This is a genomic window from Hymenobacter siberiensis (genome assembly GCF_018967845.1).
Taxonomy (GTDB): domain Bacteria; phylum Bacteroidota; class Bacteroidia; order Cytophagales; family Hymenobacteraceae; genus Hymenobacter; species Hymenobacter siberiensis.
The window spans coordinates 2007640-2025677 of sequence record NZ_JAHLZZ010000001.1 but is presented as its reverse complement, the minus strand read 5'-3'; the positions used below and the strand labels follow the sequence as shown (position 1 = coordinate 2025677).

The following is an 18038-nucleotide window of genomic DNA, read 5'->3' as shown; positions in this document are numbered from 1 at the left end:
TTTACGTGCGGACTCGTAAAGTCCACGGAACATTACACAGGCGCTACCCAGTTGTGCACGTCGGCACCTTCGCCAGTGCGGATGGCATCCAGGGTGGCCCCCACGCGCTTCGAGAAGGCATCGGGGCGCACAGCGGGCAGCTCGTAGTCGTGGCCCTCGTAGCCGATAACGGCAATGGGCGCAATGGTCGCGGCCGTGCCCACGCCGAAGGCTTCCTCCAGCGTACCGGCCTCCAGGGCCTCAATAATTTCGCGGCTGCTCACTTTGCGCTCTTCCACCGTCAGGCCGAAGTCGCGGGCCAGCTGCAGTACGCTGCGACGGGTAATACCGTCAAGAATGCTGGTGCTGAGAGCGGGCGTAATCACGCGACCATCAATCACGAAAATGGCGTTCATCGTGCCCGATTCTTCCACGTAGCGGTGCTCCGAGGCATCGGTCCAGATGAGCTGATTGTAGCCTTCCTGCTGGGCCAGCTTGGTGGGGTACATGGCTGCGCCGTAGTTGCCGGCGTTTTTGGCGTAGCCCGCGCCGCCCTCGGCCGAGCGCACGTACTTCTGCTCGAAGCGCACGCGTAGCGGCTTGCTGTAGTACAGGCCCACAGGGCAGGTGAAAATCATGAAGCGGTACGCCTCCGAAGGCCGCACGCCGATGAAGCCATCGGTGGCAAACATGAAGGGCCGGATATAGAGCGAGCTGCCCGCAAACGTGGGTACCCAGCCGGCATCAAGCTTGATAAGCTCGCGCAGACCCTGCATGAACAACTCCTCCGGAATGGTGGGCATGCACATGCGCTCGGCCGAGGCATTGAACCGAGCCCAGTTGTCGAGGGGGCGGAACAGGGCCACACCGCCGTCGGCCTGGTGGTAGGCCTTCATGCCTTCAAAAATGGCCTGGCCATAGTGCAGCGTCGAGTTGGCGGGGCTCACCGAGATATCGCCATACGGCAGAATCTGAGCGTCCTGCCACTCGCCATCGCGGTAGTCCACCACGAACATGTGGTCGGCGAAAGCTTTGCCGAATTCGAGGTTCCCAAAGTCCTGCGAGGCCAGCCGCGGGGCGGTGGTTACCTGCGTGTGAATCGAAAGAGTGTCTATCATAAGAAAGCGGTTACGGGTACGCGTGGGTGGGATTTTCCGAGTACGGAATTAGAGAGCGTGTGGGTAATTAAACGGGTATTATACGGCTGGAAAAGGTCGTTATGCTGTACGTAGCGGAAGCATGACGACTACTTTGCTGTAGGCATTGAGCCTGAACGGGTTCACATGCGGGCCTGCCAGGTCACTTCTTCCACGCCCAGCTCGTGGGCCATGGCCCGACTCAGCACAAACAGGAAATCGGACAGGCGGTTCAGGTAAACCACCACCAATTCGGCCACAAAAGCATCCTCGGCCAGGTGAATGGCGAGGCGCTCGGCGCGGCGGCACACGCAGCGGGCTACGTGCGCGTGGCTCACGGCCGGGTGCCCGCCGGGCAGAATAAAGGCGCGCAGCTCGGGCAAATCAAGGTTCAGGCGGTCCATTTCGTCTTCCAGCAGCGTCACGTCGGCGGCGTGCAGGTCGGGCAGCTTCATTTTCGATTTCTCTGGGTCGGCGGCCAGGGCCGAGCCGATGGTGAACAGGCGGTCCTGAATTTCCTTCAGCAGCGGCCGGCGGCCGGCATTCACCTCCTGGTCGCGCACCAACCCGATATGGGAGTTCAGCTCATCTACCGTGCCGTAGCACTCAATGCGCAGGCTACTCTTGGGTACGCGGGTGCCGCCAATGAGCGAGGTAAGGCCTTTATCGCCGGTTTTGGTGTAGATTTTCATTTTGATTGATAATTTATTTGACCGTCATGCAGAGCGCAGCGAAGCATCTTGCCCGCTACCACTAACAAAAGCCACCCTTGCAGGTCGATTACTATTGCGGGCAAAATGCTGCGCTGCGCTCTGCATGATGTTATGTTCCACAACTTCAGTGGCCGACTACGGCATGCTTCATAATATCGCGGTTGATTTCATCCGTTTCCACCAACCCGTCGCGCAGACGCACGATGCGGTGGGCGTAGCGGGCGATATCCTCTTCGTGCGTCACCATAATAATGGTATTGCCCTTGTCGTACAGCGCCTCAAACAGGTCCATGATTTCGTGGCTGGTTTTTGAGTCGAGGGCACCGGTGGGTTCGTCGGCCAGTAGCACGCTGGGGTTGTTCACGAGGGCGCGGGCAATGGCTACGCGCTGACGCTGGCCGCCGCTCAGCTCATTGGGGCGGTGCGAGGCCCGGTCGGCCAGGCCCACTGCGCGCAGGCTTTCGAGGGCGCGCTCGGTGCGCTCGCGCTTGCTCAGGCCGGCGTAGATGAGCGGCAGGGCCACGTTATCCAAGGCGCTGGCGCGGGGCAGCAGGTTGAAGCTCTGGAAAACGAACCCGATTTCTTTGTTGCGCACCTCGGCCAGCTGGTTGTCGCTCATCCGGCTCACGTCCTGCCCATTGAGGATATACTGGCCTTTAGTAGGTGTATCGAGGCAGCCAATGATGTTCATCAGCGTTGACTTGCCCGAGCCCGACGGCCCCATAAACGCCACGTATTCACCGCGCGGGATTTTGATGGTAACCGAACGCAGCGCGTTGATTACCTCCGCGCCCATCACATAGGATTTGGCGATGTCAGTGGTTTCAATAACGTTCGGATTCATGGGGCGAAGGGCTTATTGCAGAGGTGAGGGAGCAGGCGCTTGGGAGAAGGACGCACCGGCAGCCGCGCGGGCTGCCTGACGGGCGGCATACTCCGTTGCTAAAGTAGCATACGTAGCGGGTGGCAGCAGCCGGCGCAGCTGGGCCAGGGCATCGGCGGCGTATTCGGTCAGGCCGGCATCAGCGGCGGCCAGCACGTAGGCCTTCAACAGCGGCAGCGACTGCGGGTTTTCATCGAGCCCGGTGCGCAGGGCCGAGTAGGCGGCCGTATAATCGTGGCGGCGCGTGTAGAAGCCCGCCGCCGCCAGGATGGCCGGGGCGTTGAACGGCGCTTCGCGCACGATGCGCTGGTAAAGCTGTTTCTCCACAGCCGGCTGGTTGCGCAGTCGAGCCAAAACAGCGTTTCCGTAGAGTTCGACACCGACTGGCAAAGATTCTTTTGAGTAAGGACTTGTCGTATAACCAACAATTTTCTTAAGCCATGCCTCTAAATCCTCGGGCTTTCTGTCTCTGGCAATTGCATCAATATGAGTCTTCCAACCCAGTCGGTCTTCAAAGTCTCCCCAATTGCTATCTATTTCCCTTAAGATGCGCCGCGCATCTTGCTTATCAACCGAATCCGTTAGGGCACCCAGCTCTTTTCGAATCACTCCCAGTGAATCCGGCCCATAACTAGCAAGTAGAGCAAATGAGCGAGCCGAAAAAGTGCCTCTGAATCCATTTTGAGCAGCCAGCGCAATTTGTTCGGCAGCAACAGCATATTGCTCTTGTTGTAGCTGCCACAGACCTAACAAGTACTGGAAATAGGCCGAGGTAGCCCCGGTGCCCGCCGCCAGCGGCAACAGCAGCTGCCGCGCCACCTGCTCCTGCCCCAGCGCGTGCCGCGCCAGCGCCTGCAGAAACAGGAGCTGCTCGTAGTAGCTGGCATTGGCGGGCTGCGTGGCCAGGCGGTTCAGCTGGGCCAGCAGGGCGGGTGTGAGTTGGTCTTTGTGCCGGGCCACATCCCACAGCACTACATGGTAGAGCTGGGCAAAAGTGGCTTCGTCCAGCACCTGCAAATCGGCGGGTGGGGCGGTGGGCGCGGGTTGGAGCGGCGTGGCGGTTCGCAGCTGGAGCAGCGTGTAGTTGCTCCGCAGGGCCGGCTCGGTGGTTTTTAGCGTCAGCTTAGCCGCGCGCTGGCGGGCATCGGCCAGCAGGTTCTGGCTGAGCAGAAAGGCCAGTTGGTTGGTGCTGCTGGCGTAGCTGCCGGGGGCCAGCTGCTCGGCTTTGTCGAGGTAGAAGGCAACGGAATCTGTTATCGTAGTGCGGGTAAAGAGCTGGGCCAAATCGCCGGCCAGGGCTGCGCTGCGCGGGTAGGCCCTGAGGCCGCCGCGCAGAATATCAAGCCCCTCAAACAAGTCATCCGGGTCGTTATAAAGCGTGGCCAGGCGCAGCGACACCTTCTCATCAGGCCCGCGCAGTAAGGCGCGGCGCAGCGAGTTTATCTCGTTCTGGCGCTGCTGCCGGAAACGAAAAATTGCCGCCCGGCCAAACTCGGCGTGCCGGTTGGCGCGGTACAGCACGTCGCCGCTTTCGGCGTAGTAGCGCTCGGCCAGGCCGGCCAGGCTGAGGTCGTCGGGCGCGGCTTCGCTTTGCTGGCGCGTGAGGTCGCCAAGGTTGTTGTACTGGCCGGCCATCACCTGGTCGGGCAGCGGGAAGTTCTGGCGCGACTCCACCGCAATAAGGCCGCCTATCGCCAGAATATACACCGAGTAGAACGGCAGCCGGCGCGGCTCAAACACCACCCGGTACACCCGCAGCCGCTGCCGAATGAGCGGCGCAAAATTCATGAGCACATACAGCAGAAAAGGCGCGCCCAGCAGCAGCAGCGCCAGCCCCGTGAAGCGGCGGGCGGCCACCAGCAGCGGCGTATTGGCCGTGGCAAACGCATAGCCCAGCGCCCCGGCCGCCCCCAGCACCACCATTGGGTACAGCTGCGCCGCGCCCCGGGCATACGGCACCCACGCCGCGTAGCTGGGGGCCCGCAGGCGCAGGCCCAACCAGCCAGCCACCACGGCCGGCAGCAACAATACCAGCGGGTCGAGGCTCAGGCCAGGCAGCAATTGCAGCACGCCGTCGTTCCATTCATACAGCAGCAACACGCCCAGGTACAGCAGGCTGGCCGCCACAAACGGCAGCAGCCCGAACCGTCCCCCCGGCTGCTCCGCCTGGGTATTGAACCACAGCAGGGCCCGGATATTCTCCATGCCTACCCACAGTACCAGCAGCGCCACCAGCACCGCGCCGCCCGGCGTGGCATACGCCGCCAGCTGCAACACGGTATCTGCAATAGGCAGCTGGCTTTGGGCGAGCAGCAAGGCGCTCAGCCCGGACACCACGGCGCCCATTGCCACCGCCCGCCGCCATAGCGGCCAGCCCTCGGCAAAAGCGTGCAGCATGAAGCCGACGCCGCCCACCATTCCCAGCATCAGGTACAGAAAATACCGCTCGCTGGTATTGAAAAGACCCAGCGACTCGGTGTTGAGCGACAACAGCAGGAAAATAATCGGCACCATGCCTGCTACGAAAGCAGTGCGGGCCAGCGTGCTCACCACCGCTACCCAGCCCGCCAGCAGCACCGCCAGCAGCACCAGGAACACGCCTGCCGCCACGGGCTGCGTGAAGGGCCCCGCCACGTCGTGCGTCAGCGTCACAATGAAGCTGCTGGCCTGCACCGGCAGGTGCACCGGCCCGGCCGCCACGCTGTCCAGCGTCAGCGGCAGGGCTTGCAGGTGCGCCACCTCCCGCACGGGCAGGGTGCTGTTTTCACCCGTGAAATAATAAAAGATGGTCAGGCCCACGGCCAGCGCGGCCAGCCACACCAGCCAGCCGGGCCGCGTGGTAGCGCGAGTGCTTACGGATTGCGGCGTCACCAGCTATTCCAGCACTTTGGGCACCCGGAAGTAGTCCGAGTCCTTGCGGGGTGCATTGCGCAGGCCATCCTGGTGGCTAACGGTATTGCGGGCTTCGTCGTCGCGCAGCACGTTGATTTCCTGCGAGAGGTGCACCAGCGGCTCCACGCCCGTCGTGTCGAGGCCTTCGAGTTGGGCCACAAAATCCAGAATGTTGTTCAGGTCACCGAGCATTTGCTGCTCGCGGGTTTCGTCGAATTCGAGGCGGGCTAAGTGGGCCAAGCCGCGCAGGGTGCCAAGGTCGGTGCTCATTTAGAGTTATGGGTTAAATGTTAGGAGTTAAGAGTTGGTGGGCTGCCCGGATGGCGCAACGGCCGCCGGCGCGCGCCAGGTGCTGGGTCCGGGTTTTACCGCGCCCGCAGGCAGAAAATCGGCGGCCAGCTGGGCATATACCCGCGCCTTCAGCTCGGGTATATCGGTCAGGGCGAGGCCGGCTGTGGAAATGGGCGGATGGAAAACGATTTTGAGCCGGTGATAGCGCACGCGCAGGTCCTTTTCCACATCGGGCATAAACATGTGGTTGAGCGGCATGCCCACCGGCACGATGGGCACCCCGGCCTCAATGGCCATCTGAAACGCGCCGTCAAGAAACGGCAGCAGCTCCTTGCCGGGTGTGGGCGAAATCCGGCCTTCGGCGAATATGGCAATGCTCCTGCCTTCCGCCAGCGTGCGGCGGGCCGCCACCATGGCCCGGCCCCGGCTCACGGCGCTGGCCCGATCCACGGTAATATATACGTTGCCAAAAAGTGGCCCCCACACCGGCACGCGTGCCAGCGAGGCCTTGCCCATCATATTCAAAAAGCCCGGGATGTACTTAAACAGCATCATGATATCGATGTACGAGCCATGATTGGCCACGTATACGCAGGGCCGCGGGGTGGGGCCTTTGCTTTCACGCACCACTTCCACCGGCATGCCCCACATCGTAATGGATAGCCACGACCAGAAGCGATTCAGCGCGTGCACCACCCCTCCCCCGGTGGGCCGCCGACTGAAATACCACTGGAAAGGGTAAATCAGCACGAAGGGAATAATGAACCACACCACCGCCCACGTAGTGTAAAGGCGCTGGCCGAGGTAACGAAGCATATGGCGCATAATGGCAAAGTTAGGCTAGTTGGCCGTTGTGCATTGTGCACAGGCGGTGAGCCAGGCAGCACCAACCTCCACAAAGCGGCAAATTTCCGTCTCCAACCCATTGCTAGGCACGGCCAGCCAGCACTTTTTCGGCCTTCAGCAGGCCGGCTACGCTGATGCCATCCGTAATCCGGTCATCCATCACCATCCGAATGGCTTCGGCCAGCGGCAGCTTCCAGAGGCGCAGGTCTTCGGTTTCCTCCGGCTCTAATTCCCCCTGCGTGAGCTCTTCGGCCAGATATACGAAGCCCTCTTCATCCGTCACCGAGTTGGACGTATGCAGGCGGGCAATGCGCGTCCAGCGCGCCGCCGTGAGACCGGTTTCTTCTTTGAGCTCGCGCTGGGCCGATTCCAGCACATCCAGTTCGACCAAGCCGCCGCCCATGGGAATTTCCCAGCTGTACTCGTTCAGCGGGTAGCGGTACTGGCCCACCAGCCAGGTATTGCCCTCCGCATCAACGGGCACAATGCCCAGCGCCTTGTTCTTCATCGTCACCACGCCATAGATGCCCTGGCCACCGCCGGGATTCTGCACTTGGTCTTCGCGCACCGAAATCCATGGGTTGTGATACTTGATTTCACTGCTGACGGTGTGCCAAGGATTATGGGTTTCGTCCACATCGGGGCGGGCTACGAATTGCATGGCTATTGACGGGATGGTTATGGAGTAGAGAATGCAAAACTACGCCCACCAAGGCCTTCACGAGTCGCCGTTCGCAGATGCCTATCTGCCATCCGCCGTGTAAAATGGACCGTTGGCAGCTTATATGCCCTGATTAATCCAATACGACTTGCATCCCCCCCTCCGGGCTTCGTAGCTTTGACCTATAAGTACCCCCGCACGGGCTGGAAATGTGGAAAGGAAGGACCTCTCGTGCGGCGGCGCTCTGGCTGAACAGGTGGGGTAGACACCTCTAAGCCGGACCCGCCACTTTAAGGCCGTCACCCTCGGGTGGCGGCCTTTTTTTGTGCCTGCCGGTGGGCAAATACTTACCAGCCCAACACTTAACCCACGGCGGCCGTGTTTCGTATAAGTTAACAGGAACTCACCGTTCACATTCCGGCGCGCTCCCGCACTACTTATGGCCGATTCCTCAAAAAATAAGAAAGCTGATACCGCCAAACCCGAGCTCCAGGCTGGCGACCCACTTTTTAACCTGCACCACGCCCAGGCCGAAGCCGAGCTAGCCAAGCATAACGGCGGCCTCGGGCCCACTACCAACGTCTACGTCACCAACGACGAGGAGGAGAATATCGACGAGGCCATTGCTCCTATTGATAGCCAGGGCTTTACCCGTGGCGAAGATGAGCCCGGCGTCATTGGCAGCAACGCCGGCGACCACTAATAAGCTTACTTCTGCCCCACGGGCAGTCCTTTTATATAGTACAGAAAAGCCCTTCCGGTAGCCAGATTAGCTACCGGAAGGGCTTTTTGCTGCACCGCAACCGGGCAGCTTACACGTATTTTTGCTGGCTCTTTTATTATTTATTATTCTATGCTCCTTGCCTCCCACACTGGCCATGCCCTCGAAGCGGGCCTCGACGAAGCCGGCCGGGGCTGCCTGGCGGGCCCGGTGTTCGCGGCGGCCGTTATTCTACCACCTGATTTCGACCCGCGCTTCCTCAACGACTCCAAACAGCTCAGTGCCAAGCGGCGCGATGCCCTGCGACCCATCATCTGTGCCGAGGCCATTGCCTGGGCAGTAGGCCAGGCATCGGTAGAAGAAATTACCAGCATCAACATTGCCCAGGCCAGCTACCTGGCTATGCACCGGGCCGTGGCGGCGCTTGCCGTCACGCCGGGCCACCTGCTGGTTGATGGCAACCGATTTAAGCCAATGGCCGGCTTCCCGCACACCTGCATTATTGGCGGCGATGGCTTGTATCGCAGCATTGCCGCAGCCTCCATCCTGGCCAAAACTTTTCGGGATGAGCACATGGCGGCCCTGGCCGAAGAATTCCCGGAGTACGGCTGGCAGCAGAATGCGGCCTATCCTACGGCTAGCCATCGCGCGGCTATCCGCGCGCACGGCCCCAGCCCGCACCACCGCATGGGGTTCCGGCTGCTGTAATGGCCCGGCATTACAGCGGTAGCCGGAAATGTAGCACGGACTTTGTAGTCCCCGCACTACGTTCTGCTGCGTGACAGCAGTGAATAAAAGGCCTAGCTCTTGAGCTTCAGCAGGTCGAGAAACAAGCTGAATCCATCCAGGCTGGTACCACCCTCGCCGAAGGTATCGAAGCTGAGGGGCTTGATGATGTAGCCGCTCACGGCCAGCTGCTGCGCTTTCAGGCGGTCCGACTCAAGGTCGGAAGTCGTCATGATGAAGACGTTCAAATCCATGAATTCCGGGTCGGCGCGCAGCACTTCCAGCAATTCCAGGCCATTCATGCGCGGCATGTTGATGTCGAGCATCACCAGGCTAGGTTTGGCTATCTGGGGCTCATCGCCCTCGCCGCGCAGCATGCGGAGGGCATCACGGCCATTGCGGGCGTGGATTAGGGGCACGTTGATGTTTTGGCGGCGCAGCTCGCGCTGCACGTTCATCACGTCCATTTGGTCGTCTTCCACAAGCAGGATGCTGGGCGTGGGATAGTCGGCGGACATAGGCTAGGCAATTGGCAAAAGCGGGAAAATACCCGCAAACGGCAGTGCAGAACTGCTATAAACTAGAGGTTGATACGGTAGAATTAACCGTTGTGGTCACCGTAGCAGCCATATTTTTGGTTTTGGCCGGGTACTTGGGCCAGGTAAAAATAAACTTAGCGCCCTGACCTTCCGCCGATTTGATGCTGATACGCCCCCCTTGGCGCTCCACAATTTTTTTCACGATGGCCAGCCCCACCCCGGTACTCTCAAAGGTATCGCGCTCCGTCAGGGTCTGAAAAATAACAAAAATACGGTCGTGGTATTCGGGGTCAATGCCCGGGCCATCATCGGCCACCGAAAACGAGTAGAACTCGCCGGCATCGTCGCAGCCAATGTGCACGGTGCCCTTTTCGGGATGGTCGTGGTATTTCACGGCATTGCTGATGAGGTTGGTGAAGACCTGCTGAAGCTGCACGGCATTGGTGGTGAGCGTGGGCAGAAAGAAGGGGAGCTCAACCTTAAAGCCGGTGGGCAGGTGCAGGCTGTCGATTATTTCGCGCAGCAGGGTGCGCACGAATACCGTTTCGTTGGCCTGTATTACCCTGCCCACCCGCGCCAAATCCAGAATGCCACTGATAAGCTTTTCCATGCGGTGCACGCGCTGGCGCATCATGCCCAGAAACTCGCGAATGTGAGGAGGCAGCGCGTCTTTGCCCATGTCCTCCTCAATCCAGCGGGAAGCACTTTCGATGCCACGCAGCGGCGCCTTCAAATCGTGCGACACTACGTAGGCAAACTGGTCCAGCTCCTGGTTGCGGCTTTCAAGCTGGTTGATGTTGGCCCCCACGGTGCGGGCCATCACGTTCAGGGCCGCCGTGAGCTCACTCACCTCGTCCTGCTCATTGTCCACAATCTGGGTGTCGTAGTCGCCACCGGCCATGCGCCGGGCCAGGTTCAGCATGCCCCGCAGCCGCCGGGCAAACGTGCGCACGACGTACAGCGCCCAAAGCAGCCCCAGCACCAGCGCCATAATTGCCAGCCCTACCGACAGCCATTCGGCTCGCACAATGCTGTCGTTCAGGCGCTGCCGCATAGTTTTGCGGGAAGCAGCTTCCGTCAGTTCAAATTTATTCAGCCGGAATCGGATATTATCCATCAGCTGCTTGCCGGTAAGGGCTTCGGCCAGGCGGCGGTGCGGCAGGTCGTCGAGGCCACGTTGCAGGGGGTTGCGGCGGCGGGCTTCTCTTTTTTCAGCAATCAGCAAATGACTGTAGCCCATCCATTGCTGAAAAAGCCGCTGAGTCTGGTCAGTCAATTCAACCTGCTCGGGAGTTTCATCTACCAGCGTGCGCAACTGGGAAAACCGGCCAATCAAGTCGCGCTCGCCCGTATAATAGATATCCAGCGTCATCTCATTGCCAATGAGCATGTAGCCCCGAAACCCGGTTTCCATGTCGACAATGCTGCGCAGCATGCTCACCGCTTCGTTCGAAACGTGCTGAGATGCTTCTACCTGCCGGGAGTTGCGCAGCACCTGGCCCGCCAGCTTGTAAGAGAACAGAACAATTACCGCAAACAGCGCCAGCAACAGCACAAATCCGGCAAACAACTTCGTGGTGAGGGTAATTTTCATGCACTGGTGCGCGGGCGCAACGCTTCGGGTCAGGCCTTGGTACGAAGCTTGGTCTCCATGGTTTGGAGCAGGCCCATCATTTCATCGGCAATAACCTGGAGGGGAGCGTAGCCCGCGCCTGCTTCCTCTATGCGGCCGGCCAGGTAGAGGTCCATCAGGCGGGCGGCTTCCTTGTGAATCAGCACGTGTTGCTGGTCAAACCGTCGGGCTTCGGGCAGGTGCGCGTACACCCCGGTTCCGCGCAGGCGGGAGGCTATCCATAGCCCCATGCTACACTGCTCGGGGTCGCGCAACGAGCTTTCGGCACCACCATTACCAAAGAGAAAAGAGCGCAGCTTGCTCTTAAAATGCACATGTTTGATGCGCGCGGAATCAAAATCCTGCTTCAGGTCGTCCGTTGTCATGAGCAAAGCTATACCCGTAAGCGAGTAATATGGTGCAAGCCACCCGTTGCGAAACCGGGAGCTGCCCCGTTGAGTGGGGGGGAAATAGCTGCGAAACGCTGCCGGCCCCAAAGGTACGCCACAAGGCCAAGGCCGGTTGCCGCTTTGAAATTCGGTACTTTCGCGATTCACTTATTATTCCGGGTGAGCCGGCGGCATTGCCACTGGCCACCTTTCACCATTTCCCCCACCATGACCCAAGACCAGATAAAGGACTTGAAGGGCCGCGCCGAGGCCCTGAGGAGGTATCTTTGACTACGATGCCCGCAAAGAACAAATAGCCGCCGCCGAGGCCCAAACCACGGCCCCCGGCTTCTGGGACGACTCCAAAGCCGCTGAAATTACCCTGCGCGAAATCAAGGCCATTAAAACCTGGACCGATGATTTTGAGGGCGTGCAGCAGGCCCTTGCCGATACCGAAGTGCTGTTCGATTTTCACCGGGAGGGCGATGTGCCCGAAGCCGAAATGCAGACCGACTACAACGCCACGCTCAAGAAACTAGAGCAGCTGGAGTTCAAACGCATGCTTTCGGACGAGGAAGACCAGCTTTCGGCCATCATCGACATCAACCCCGGGGCCGGGGGCACCGAAAGCCAGGACTGGGCCGAAATGCTCATGCGCATGTACATCATGTGGGCCGAGAGCCACGGCTTTGGGGTGAAGCAAATCAGCTACCAGCCTGGTGAGGGCGCGGGCATCAAGTCCGCCTCGCTCGAAATCGACGGGGACTTCGCCTACGGCTACCTGAAGAGCGAAATCGGGGTGCACCGCCTCGTGCGCATGTCGCCGTTCGACAGCAGCGGCCGGCGGCACACGTCGTTTGCCTCCGTGTTTGCCTACCCGGTGATTGATGACACCATCAATATCGAAATCAACCCCGCCGACATCTCCTGGGACACGTTCCGGGCCGGCGGCGCGGGGGGCCAGAACGTGAACAAGGTGGAAACGGCCGTGCGCCTCACGCACGCGCCGTCCGGCATCATCATTGCCGTGCAGATTGAGCGCAGCCAGCTCATGAACAAAGAGCACGCCCTGCGCATGCTCAAATCGCGCCTCTACCAGATTGAGATGGACAAGCGCCACGCCGAGCGCGACAAAGTGGAAGCCACCAAGAAGCGTATCGACTTCGGCTCCCAGATTCGCAACTATGTGCTTCACCCCTACAAGCTCATCAAGGACCTGCGCACCGGCATCGAGCGCACCGACGTGCAGAATGTCCTTGACGGTGACCTCGATGAGTTCATCAAAGGCTTCTTGATGCGGAGCTAGGGCTGAGAACGGGCAGCTAAGTAGCCGCTCAACAATAAATAGGCTGTCATTTGTTTATTATCAGCAAGGCGATTACCAGCTCACGGCCATCTGATAAACAATGATTAACAACTTGATGTAAAAAAAGGGCTGCCCGATTGGGCAGCCCTTTTTGGTATATACACTGAGTGAGCAGCTTACAGCTGGACCCAGAAGATACGGTCGTACTGCGTAGTGGTGAGCGGTACGTTAGCCTTGTTGGTGTTGATTTCCGACTGAGGATAAAGCAAGCGCTTAGCAAACTGCCCCGGTACCGATGCCTGAATGGAAACGGGAACCATTGGCAGCATGGTGCGACGGAAATCGTCCCACGCTTCCGTACCAGCGATGGTGTTCTCCGCCAGGAATTTCTGCGTCAGAATTTTCTCCACCGTGCTAACCGTGCGGGTACCCGTGGTAATGGTGCCATATGCATCGGTAGCGGGCGTGGTGGTGGCATCCCAGTCGACCAAGCCATTGCCCACGTTGGCCGCGATGTACTTGGTGTAGTTACTCACCGGGTCAATATCACCGCCATTCACGAGCCGGTTTACGGGAGAAGGACTCGGAGCATTGCGGAAGGTCGTGTTGAACGAGGCCTGAATACCAGCCAGGAAATCCGCCTTGGCGTTGCCGGTTAACAGGCTCCGGCTTTCGGCTTCGGCCTTCGAGAACAGATGCTCGGACAGCAGCATAAGTGCGGTAGGCTGGTTGGGGCTCCGCAGAAACGTTCCGGCAAAGGTGCCAGCTGGGCTGTTGAGCAGCGCCGCCTGAAAGGTAGAGCCCGTAGTAGGCGACGGTATCACCGACTCGCCCAAGTTGCTGCCTACGTACGTACCATTAGCAGTCTGGCTGCCATTGGCATCCTTCGTCGCACCAACCTGCCGATACTCCTGCGTGATACGGGGGTCGTTGTTGTTGACAAACAAGTTGACGAGGTATTTCGTCGGCAGAATGAAACGGTAGGTGCTCGTCGTATTAGCCGAGCCCACTGAAAACCCATAAGTATTATAGAACGGATTCTGCTGGCCGCTGCTGGCTGCGTAGCCAGGCTGCGCGCTCACGTCGGCCGTGATGTAACCATTGTTGGCCGCGGCATCCGTTTGCAGCGCAGTCATCTCCGTTTTCACGTAAGCGTTCAGGGCCGCCACGTTGGACTGGCGTAGCAGGATGCGCAGCCGCAGGCTATTGGCAAACTGCTTCCAGCGGGTCATGTTACCACCGAAAACAACGTCTTCCGGCCCTACGGCAAGGCCAGCAGTGGCGGCATTGATGTCCGTTACTGCCCCTTTGAGCTGCACGATGAGGTCTTTATAGATTTCCTCAGCCTTGTCGTACTTGGGCGTAATGTTTGCCTTACCCTTCAATGCATCGGTGTAGGGAACGTCGCCGTACTCATCCACCAACAGCAAAAAGTTGTAGGCTTTCATGATGCGGGCGATAGCCGCGTGGTTCGGGTGTGTGGTCGCGCCAGCTGTTTGAATGAGGTTGTAATCATTCAGGTTGTCGTAAGTGCCGTTGAACAATCCCTGCTGGTAAGTGCTGGAATAGTTGTAGTTGCGCTCCTCATTAAAGCCGCTCACAGCATTCGACTTAGTCCAGAAACCAGTCGCAAAGTTGGCGTAGGCGTTATAGGCCGTGTAGTTGGCACCCGTTACAGTCAGGGCGTTGCCCAACAGCTGGTCAGGAGTTACTGCCGTGGCCTGGTTGGGATTGACGTTGACGTCAAGAAACGACTCACAGCTACTCGCCATAGTGGTAAGCGAGGCTGCAAATAGCAATTTTGCTAGCTTATTCATCTCAGTGAAAAATTAAAGAGTTGCGGTGAGGGTAACTCCGTAGAACTTGGTAGGAGGCGTCTGCAGGAAGGTGTTGATGCCAATGGCATTGCTACCAGGTTGCGTGGCGCTGAACTCCGGGTCGGTATAGATGTTTTCTTTCGGAACCCAGGTGAAGACGTTCCGACCGAAGAAGTTCACCGAAGCACCTTTCACTACGCCTAAACGCGAAGCCACTGATGCTGGAATGGCGTAGCCCAACGATATTTCCCGGATTTTGAAGAAGGCACCCGAGGTCACATAGTTTTCAGCAATGCCCCGGTTCCAGGTGGGGTTGTTGGCCCAGAACTCCGAGCCGCCGGGCGTTTTCACAGCGGCGTCGCCGCTGTTGTCGATATAGGTGGTAACACCACCAGCAGTAACTGGGATAGCCGAGTTGGGGTATACAAAGTCCTGACGGCCGTACTGAACGCTGCGGGCACCACCACCGGTGAAGTCCAGGTCGGCGCCAATGGCGTGGTAAACCACGTAGCCTGTGCGCAGTTCACCCTGGCCAGCCAGCGTGAGGCCTTTGTACGATACGCTGGTGTTGAAGCCATACTTGTATTTAGGCTGCGTGTTGCCGAAGATTTTGGTACCCGGGTCCTTCAGCGGTACGTAGCGCACCAGGGTCGGGTCGCCGGGGTCCGTTACCTTGGTCATGATGATTTTGCCAGCCTGCGGGCCCTCGGCCACGCGCTGATAAAAAGTGCCCTGAATAACGGGGAAGGGCTGACCAACTACGGCCACCAGGTCGGTGTTTACATCCGTGCGGCCGGAGCCACCCAAGCTCAGTTGGGTCAGGCCGGGGGGCAGCGATACAACTTCGTTGTTGTTGTAGTTGAAGTTGCCACCCAACGTAACGGTCAGGCCATTTGCTGCGCGAACGGGCGTCAGGTTCAAGTCAGCTTCTAAGCCGTAGTTGCGCACTTCACCGGCGTTCAGCAGCAGCGTCTGGTAACCCGTCGAGAACGGAATAGTCGTGCCGATGGTCTGGTTGGTGCTTCGCTGGTTGTAGTAAGTAACACCAGCCGTCACCCGGCTCTTCAAAAAGCTAAGCTCAATGCCGGTTTCGGCCGAGCGGGTGTTCTCAGGCAGCAAGTTGGTTTGCACCAAGCCACCGTTGGCAGTGAACGAAGGGTTCGACCCGAAAGGGAAACCGCCGCCGTTCGAATAGGTAGGATTCAAAGAATAAGCACCACCGGTTTCGGCTACGCCGATGCCCGTAGCGCTGGGCAGGTTAATCTGGCTAACCAAGGTATAGCCACCGCGCAGCTTGCCGTAATCCAGGAAGGAGACGTCCTTCAGCGCCGGAATAGCGTTGCTGAATACGAACGAAGCGTCTACGCCTGGGTAGAAGAAGTTCCGGTTGCCTTTCTCCAACACCGAAACGTTATCATAACGGCCCGAGCCATGCACGAACAAGAAGTCTTTGTAACCCAGGGTCAGGTCGGCATAGAATGCGTACAGACGGGTCTGGAACCGGCCGCTGAAGCCGTCCAGGTTGCCGATACGGTTGCTCAGGTTGATTTCCTCGGTTGGAGCCGGTACGGCCAGGGCCGTCGAGGCAATCTGGTTGTAGCGGCTGTCGAGCAGCTGCACGTTGTTGCCGAGGATGGCCTTCACGTTGATATCCCCGAAGGTTTTATCAGCGCTGATGAAGAAATCCGAGTTAACGCGGCTCAGGCTGGTGTTCCGGTCGCGGAAGAAACCCGGGTAGGGCGAAATCTGCTTGGGGCTGTCGCCAGCGAGCGTGAACTTGTTCTGGGTGGTCAGGCTCTGCTGCGAAGTGGTAGTAGTACCGATGCGGTACTGCAGGCGCAGCCAGTCATATATTTTAAATGACGCATTGATATCGCCTTGCACAGTGTTGCGCTTGTCGCGCGAACGGTTGTAGTCGAGCACAAAGTACGGGTTGTAGTAATAGGCGTTGTAGTAGCCGTAGTTGGAATCCGAGAACTTATCGTTCTGGTAGTCTTTGTACTGGCTCAGTGGGGCCAATACCGACGTGTTGAACACGTTCCAGTAAACCGAAGTGCTCTGGTCCAGGTTCGAAGTCACGTCAGACTGACGGTTGATGTAAGCAACGTTGAAACCTACGTTCAGACGGCCGAAGTCGCGCGAGGCGTTGAAGCGGAAGTTATTACGGTCGAATTTGTCCTTCGGCACAATGCCGTTGTTGTGTATGTTCTGGTACGAGGCAAAAAACTTGGTCTTCTCGTCACCGCCCGAAAAGCTCACGCCGTTCTGGGTCTGGTAGCCCGTGTTGAAGAAGTTCTTACGCTCGTTAGGCCGTGCTTCATACTTGAGCATCTGCACCGTTCCGTCGGGCAAGGTGTAGCCGAAGGGCCGCATCGACCCATCGAAGCGAGGACCATACTGCTGGTTTTCGAAGCCTTGGTACTGGTGCTCGTATTCAGTGTCGACCGAGTTATTGGTGGTGAAAGGAGTGGCACCGGAATTGGTAAAAAAGTCGGGGGAGCCAGGGCCAAACTCGCTTTGAAACTTGGGCAGGAACGAGATGGACTCGAATTGCGAAGTGTGCGAGAACGTTACCTGCGAGGTACCGGCAGTACCTTTCTTGGTAGTAATAATCAAGGCACCGTTAGAGGCCTGCGAACCGTAGAGAGCCGCAGCGTTGGCACCCTTCAGCACGGAGGTAGAAGCAATGTCGTCCGGGTTCAAGGCACCCAGCACTTCATTGGTCGTAATCACGCCGTCAATTACAATAAGGGCTTCGTTGTTGCCCAGCAGCGAGCGGCTGCCGCGCAGCGTTACGCGAGGAGTTGCATTAACACCGTTGTCCAGCGTCTGAATTTGCAAACCCGATACTTTACCGGCCAGGCCGTTTACAAAGTTTGTCGGCCGGGCTTGGGTCAACTCTTTGGAATCGATGGTAGCCGTAGCGTAACCCACTTCCCGAGCCTGGCGCTGAATGCCCAGTGCTCCGGTCACTACTACTTCGCCCAACTGCTTGGCATCCGTAACCAGCGAGATGTTATAAGTAGCATCAGCCCCAATGGGCTTCTCAACAGTGGAGAAACCAATGGAGCTAAAAGACAGCGTAGTAGCTGTACTAGGCACACTCAATATGAAGGTGCCGTCGGCGTTTGTAGAAGCCCCTACGGTAGTGCCCTTTGCCAGTACAGTAGCTCCGGGTAGTCCTTGGCCGGTGGCCCGGTCAGTCACTCGCCCGGAGAGCGAGCGGTCTTGGGCATTTACCTGCTGCAACAGGCAGGTCATCAATAAGACGACCATAAAAAAGAAGTGTTTCATGTAGTAGTGAAAATGGTGAGTGAGTTGGAAAAAAAGTGGCAGGAATGGAAAAAAAAGGAACTTAACGCGACTAATCTACCGGCAAGGTATTACAAGTTTTTTGTTACGCCAGTATTTTAGGGTAGTCAAGAGTCAATAACAATATTAAACTTATTAGATACCTAAACCAACATTAACACGCCAATCCACGCTCGCCAGACATCACATTGCGGCCGCAAGTATTTTGTAGTCTA

At 58.5% G+C, this 18038-nt stretch carries 15 protein-coding genes; 3 read left to right on the top strand and 12 right to left on the bottom strand.

Features of this window, described 5'->3' with window-relative positions; all coding sequences use genetic code 11:
* Positions 1-32: 32 nt before the first annotated feature.
* The 7 genes from KQ661_RS08755 to KQ661_RS08725 form a co-directional block, all read right to left on the bottom strand.
* On the bottom strand, positions 33-1097 hold the full coding sequence (locus tag KQ661_RS08755; protein WP_216680270.1) for a branched-chain amino acid aminotransferase: 1065 nt from the start codon (positions 1095-1097) through the stop codon (positions 33-35).
* 161 nt (positions 1098-1258) lie between these two features.
* A complete protein-coding gene (locus KQ661_RS08750) occupies positions 1259-1807 on the bottom strand; it encodes a cob(I)yrinic acid a,c-diamide adenosyltransferase (RefSeq protein ID WP_216680269.1) in 549 nt (182 codons plus the stop codon).
* A gap of 145 nt (positions 1808-1952) precedes the next feature.
* The gene (locus KQ661_RS08745; RefSeq protein ID WP_216680268.1) at positions 1953-2672 is read right to left on the bottom strand and encodes an ABC transporter ATP-binding protein; all 720 of its coding nucleotides are present in this window, start codon (positions 2670-2672) and stop codon (positions 1953-1955) included.
* A 12-nt stretch (positions 2673-2684) separates the two neighbouring features.
* Positions 2685-5582, bottom strand: a complete 2898-nt coding sequence (locus tag KQ661_RS08740) for a tetratricopeptide repeat protein (RefSeq protein WP_216686193.1) — start codon at positions 5580-5582, stop codon at positions 2685-2687.
* A 3-nt stretch (positions 5583-5585) separates the two neighbouring features.
* Positions 5586-5873, bottom strand: a complete 288-nt coding sequence (gatC, locus tag KQ661_RS08735) for an Asp-tRNA(Asn)/Glu-tRNA(Gln) amidotransferase subunit GatC (RefSeq protein WP_168671800.1) — start codon at positions 5871-5873, stop codon at positions 5586-5588.
* A 27-nt stretch (positions 5874-5900) separates the two neighbouring features.
* Positions 5901-6710, bottom strand: coding sequence for a lysophospholipid acyltransferase family protein (locus KQ661_RS08730; RefSeq protein WP_216680266.1), 810 nt, complete (start codon positions 6708-6710; stop codon positions 5901-5903).
* Positions 6711-6822: 112 nt separating this feature from the next.
* On the bottom strand, positions 6823-7401 hold the full coding sequence (locus KQ661_RS08725) for an NUDIX domain-containing protein (RefSeq protein WP_216680265.1): 579 nt from the start codon (positions 7399-7401) through the stop codon (positions 6823-6825).
* Between the two features lie 439 nt (positions 7402-7840).
* On the opposite strand from KQ661_RS08725, the gene KQ661_RS08720 reads away from it, so the two are divergent.
* Together KQ661_RS08720 and KQ661_RS08715 are read left to right on the top strand one after the other, a co-directional pair.
* Positions 7841-8104 (top strand): hypothetical protein, encoded by a 264-nt coding sequence (locus KQ661_RS08720; protein WP_216680264.1) that lies wholly within the window; start codon positions 7841-7843, stop codon positions 8102-8104.
* A 150-nt stretch (positions 8105-8254) separates the two neighbouring features.
* Positions 8255-8830 (top strand): ribonuclease HII, encoded by a 576-nt coding sequence (locus tag KQ661_RS08715; RefSeq protein WP_168671803.1) that lies wholly within the window; start codon positions 8255-8257, stop codon positions 8828-8830.
* A 92-nt stretch (positions 8831-8922) separates the two neighbouring features.
* Here the strand turns inward: KQ661_RS08715 and KQ661_RS08710 are convergent, their stop codons facing one another.
* From KQ661_RS08710 to KQ661_RS08700, 3 genes are read right to left on the bottom strand one after another with little or no spacing between them, the layout of a single operon-like run.
* Positions 8923-9366, bottom strand: coding sequence for a response regulator (locus KQ661_RS08710; RefSeq protein ID WP_216680263.1), 444 nt, complete (start codon positions 9364-9366; stop codon positions 8923-8925).
* Between the two features lie 55 nt (positions 9367-9421).
* On the bottom strand, positions 9422-10981 hold the full coding sequence (locus tag KQ661_RS08705) for a sensor histidine kinase (protein WP_216686192.1): 1560 nt from the start codon (positions 10979-10981) through the stop codon (positions 9422-9424).
* Positions 10982-11010: 29 nt separating this feature from the next.
* Positions 11011-11385, bottom strand: coding sequence for a CZB domain-containing protein (locus KQ661_RS08700; protein WP_216680261.1), 375 nt, complete (start codon positions 11383-11385; stop codon positions 11011-11013).
* A gap of 231 nt (positions 11386-11616) precedes the next feature.
* Between KQ661_RS08700 and prfB the strand changes: the two genes are divergently transcribed.
* Positions 11617-12694 (top strand): peptide chain release factor 2 gene (prfB, locus tag KQ661_RS08695; RefSeq protein ID WP_216680260.1). Its coding sequence is split into 2 segments (ribosomal slippage): positions 11617-11676 and positions 11678-12694, totalling 1077 coding nucleotides; the frame shifts between segments, so codons are not numbered across the junction.
* A gap of 176 nt (positions 12695-12870) precedes the next feature.
* Here the strand turns inward: prfB and KQ661_RS08690 are convergent.
* The gene (locus tag KQ661_RS08690; RefSeq protein WP_216686191.1) at positions 12871-14466 is read right to left on the bottom strand and encodes a SusD/RagB family nutrient-binding outer membrane lipoprotein; all 1596 of its coding nucleotides are present in this window, start codon (positions 14464-14466) and stop codon (positions 12871-12873) included.
* 57 nt (positions 14467-14523) lie between these two features.
* Complete coding sequence (locus tag KQ661_RS08685) at positions 14524-17805, bottom strand: SusC/RagA family TonB-linked outer membrane protein (RefSeq protein WP_216686190.1); 3282 nt, start codon at positions 17803-17805, stop codon at positions 14524-14526.
* Positions 17806-18038: the final 233 nt, after the last annotated feature.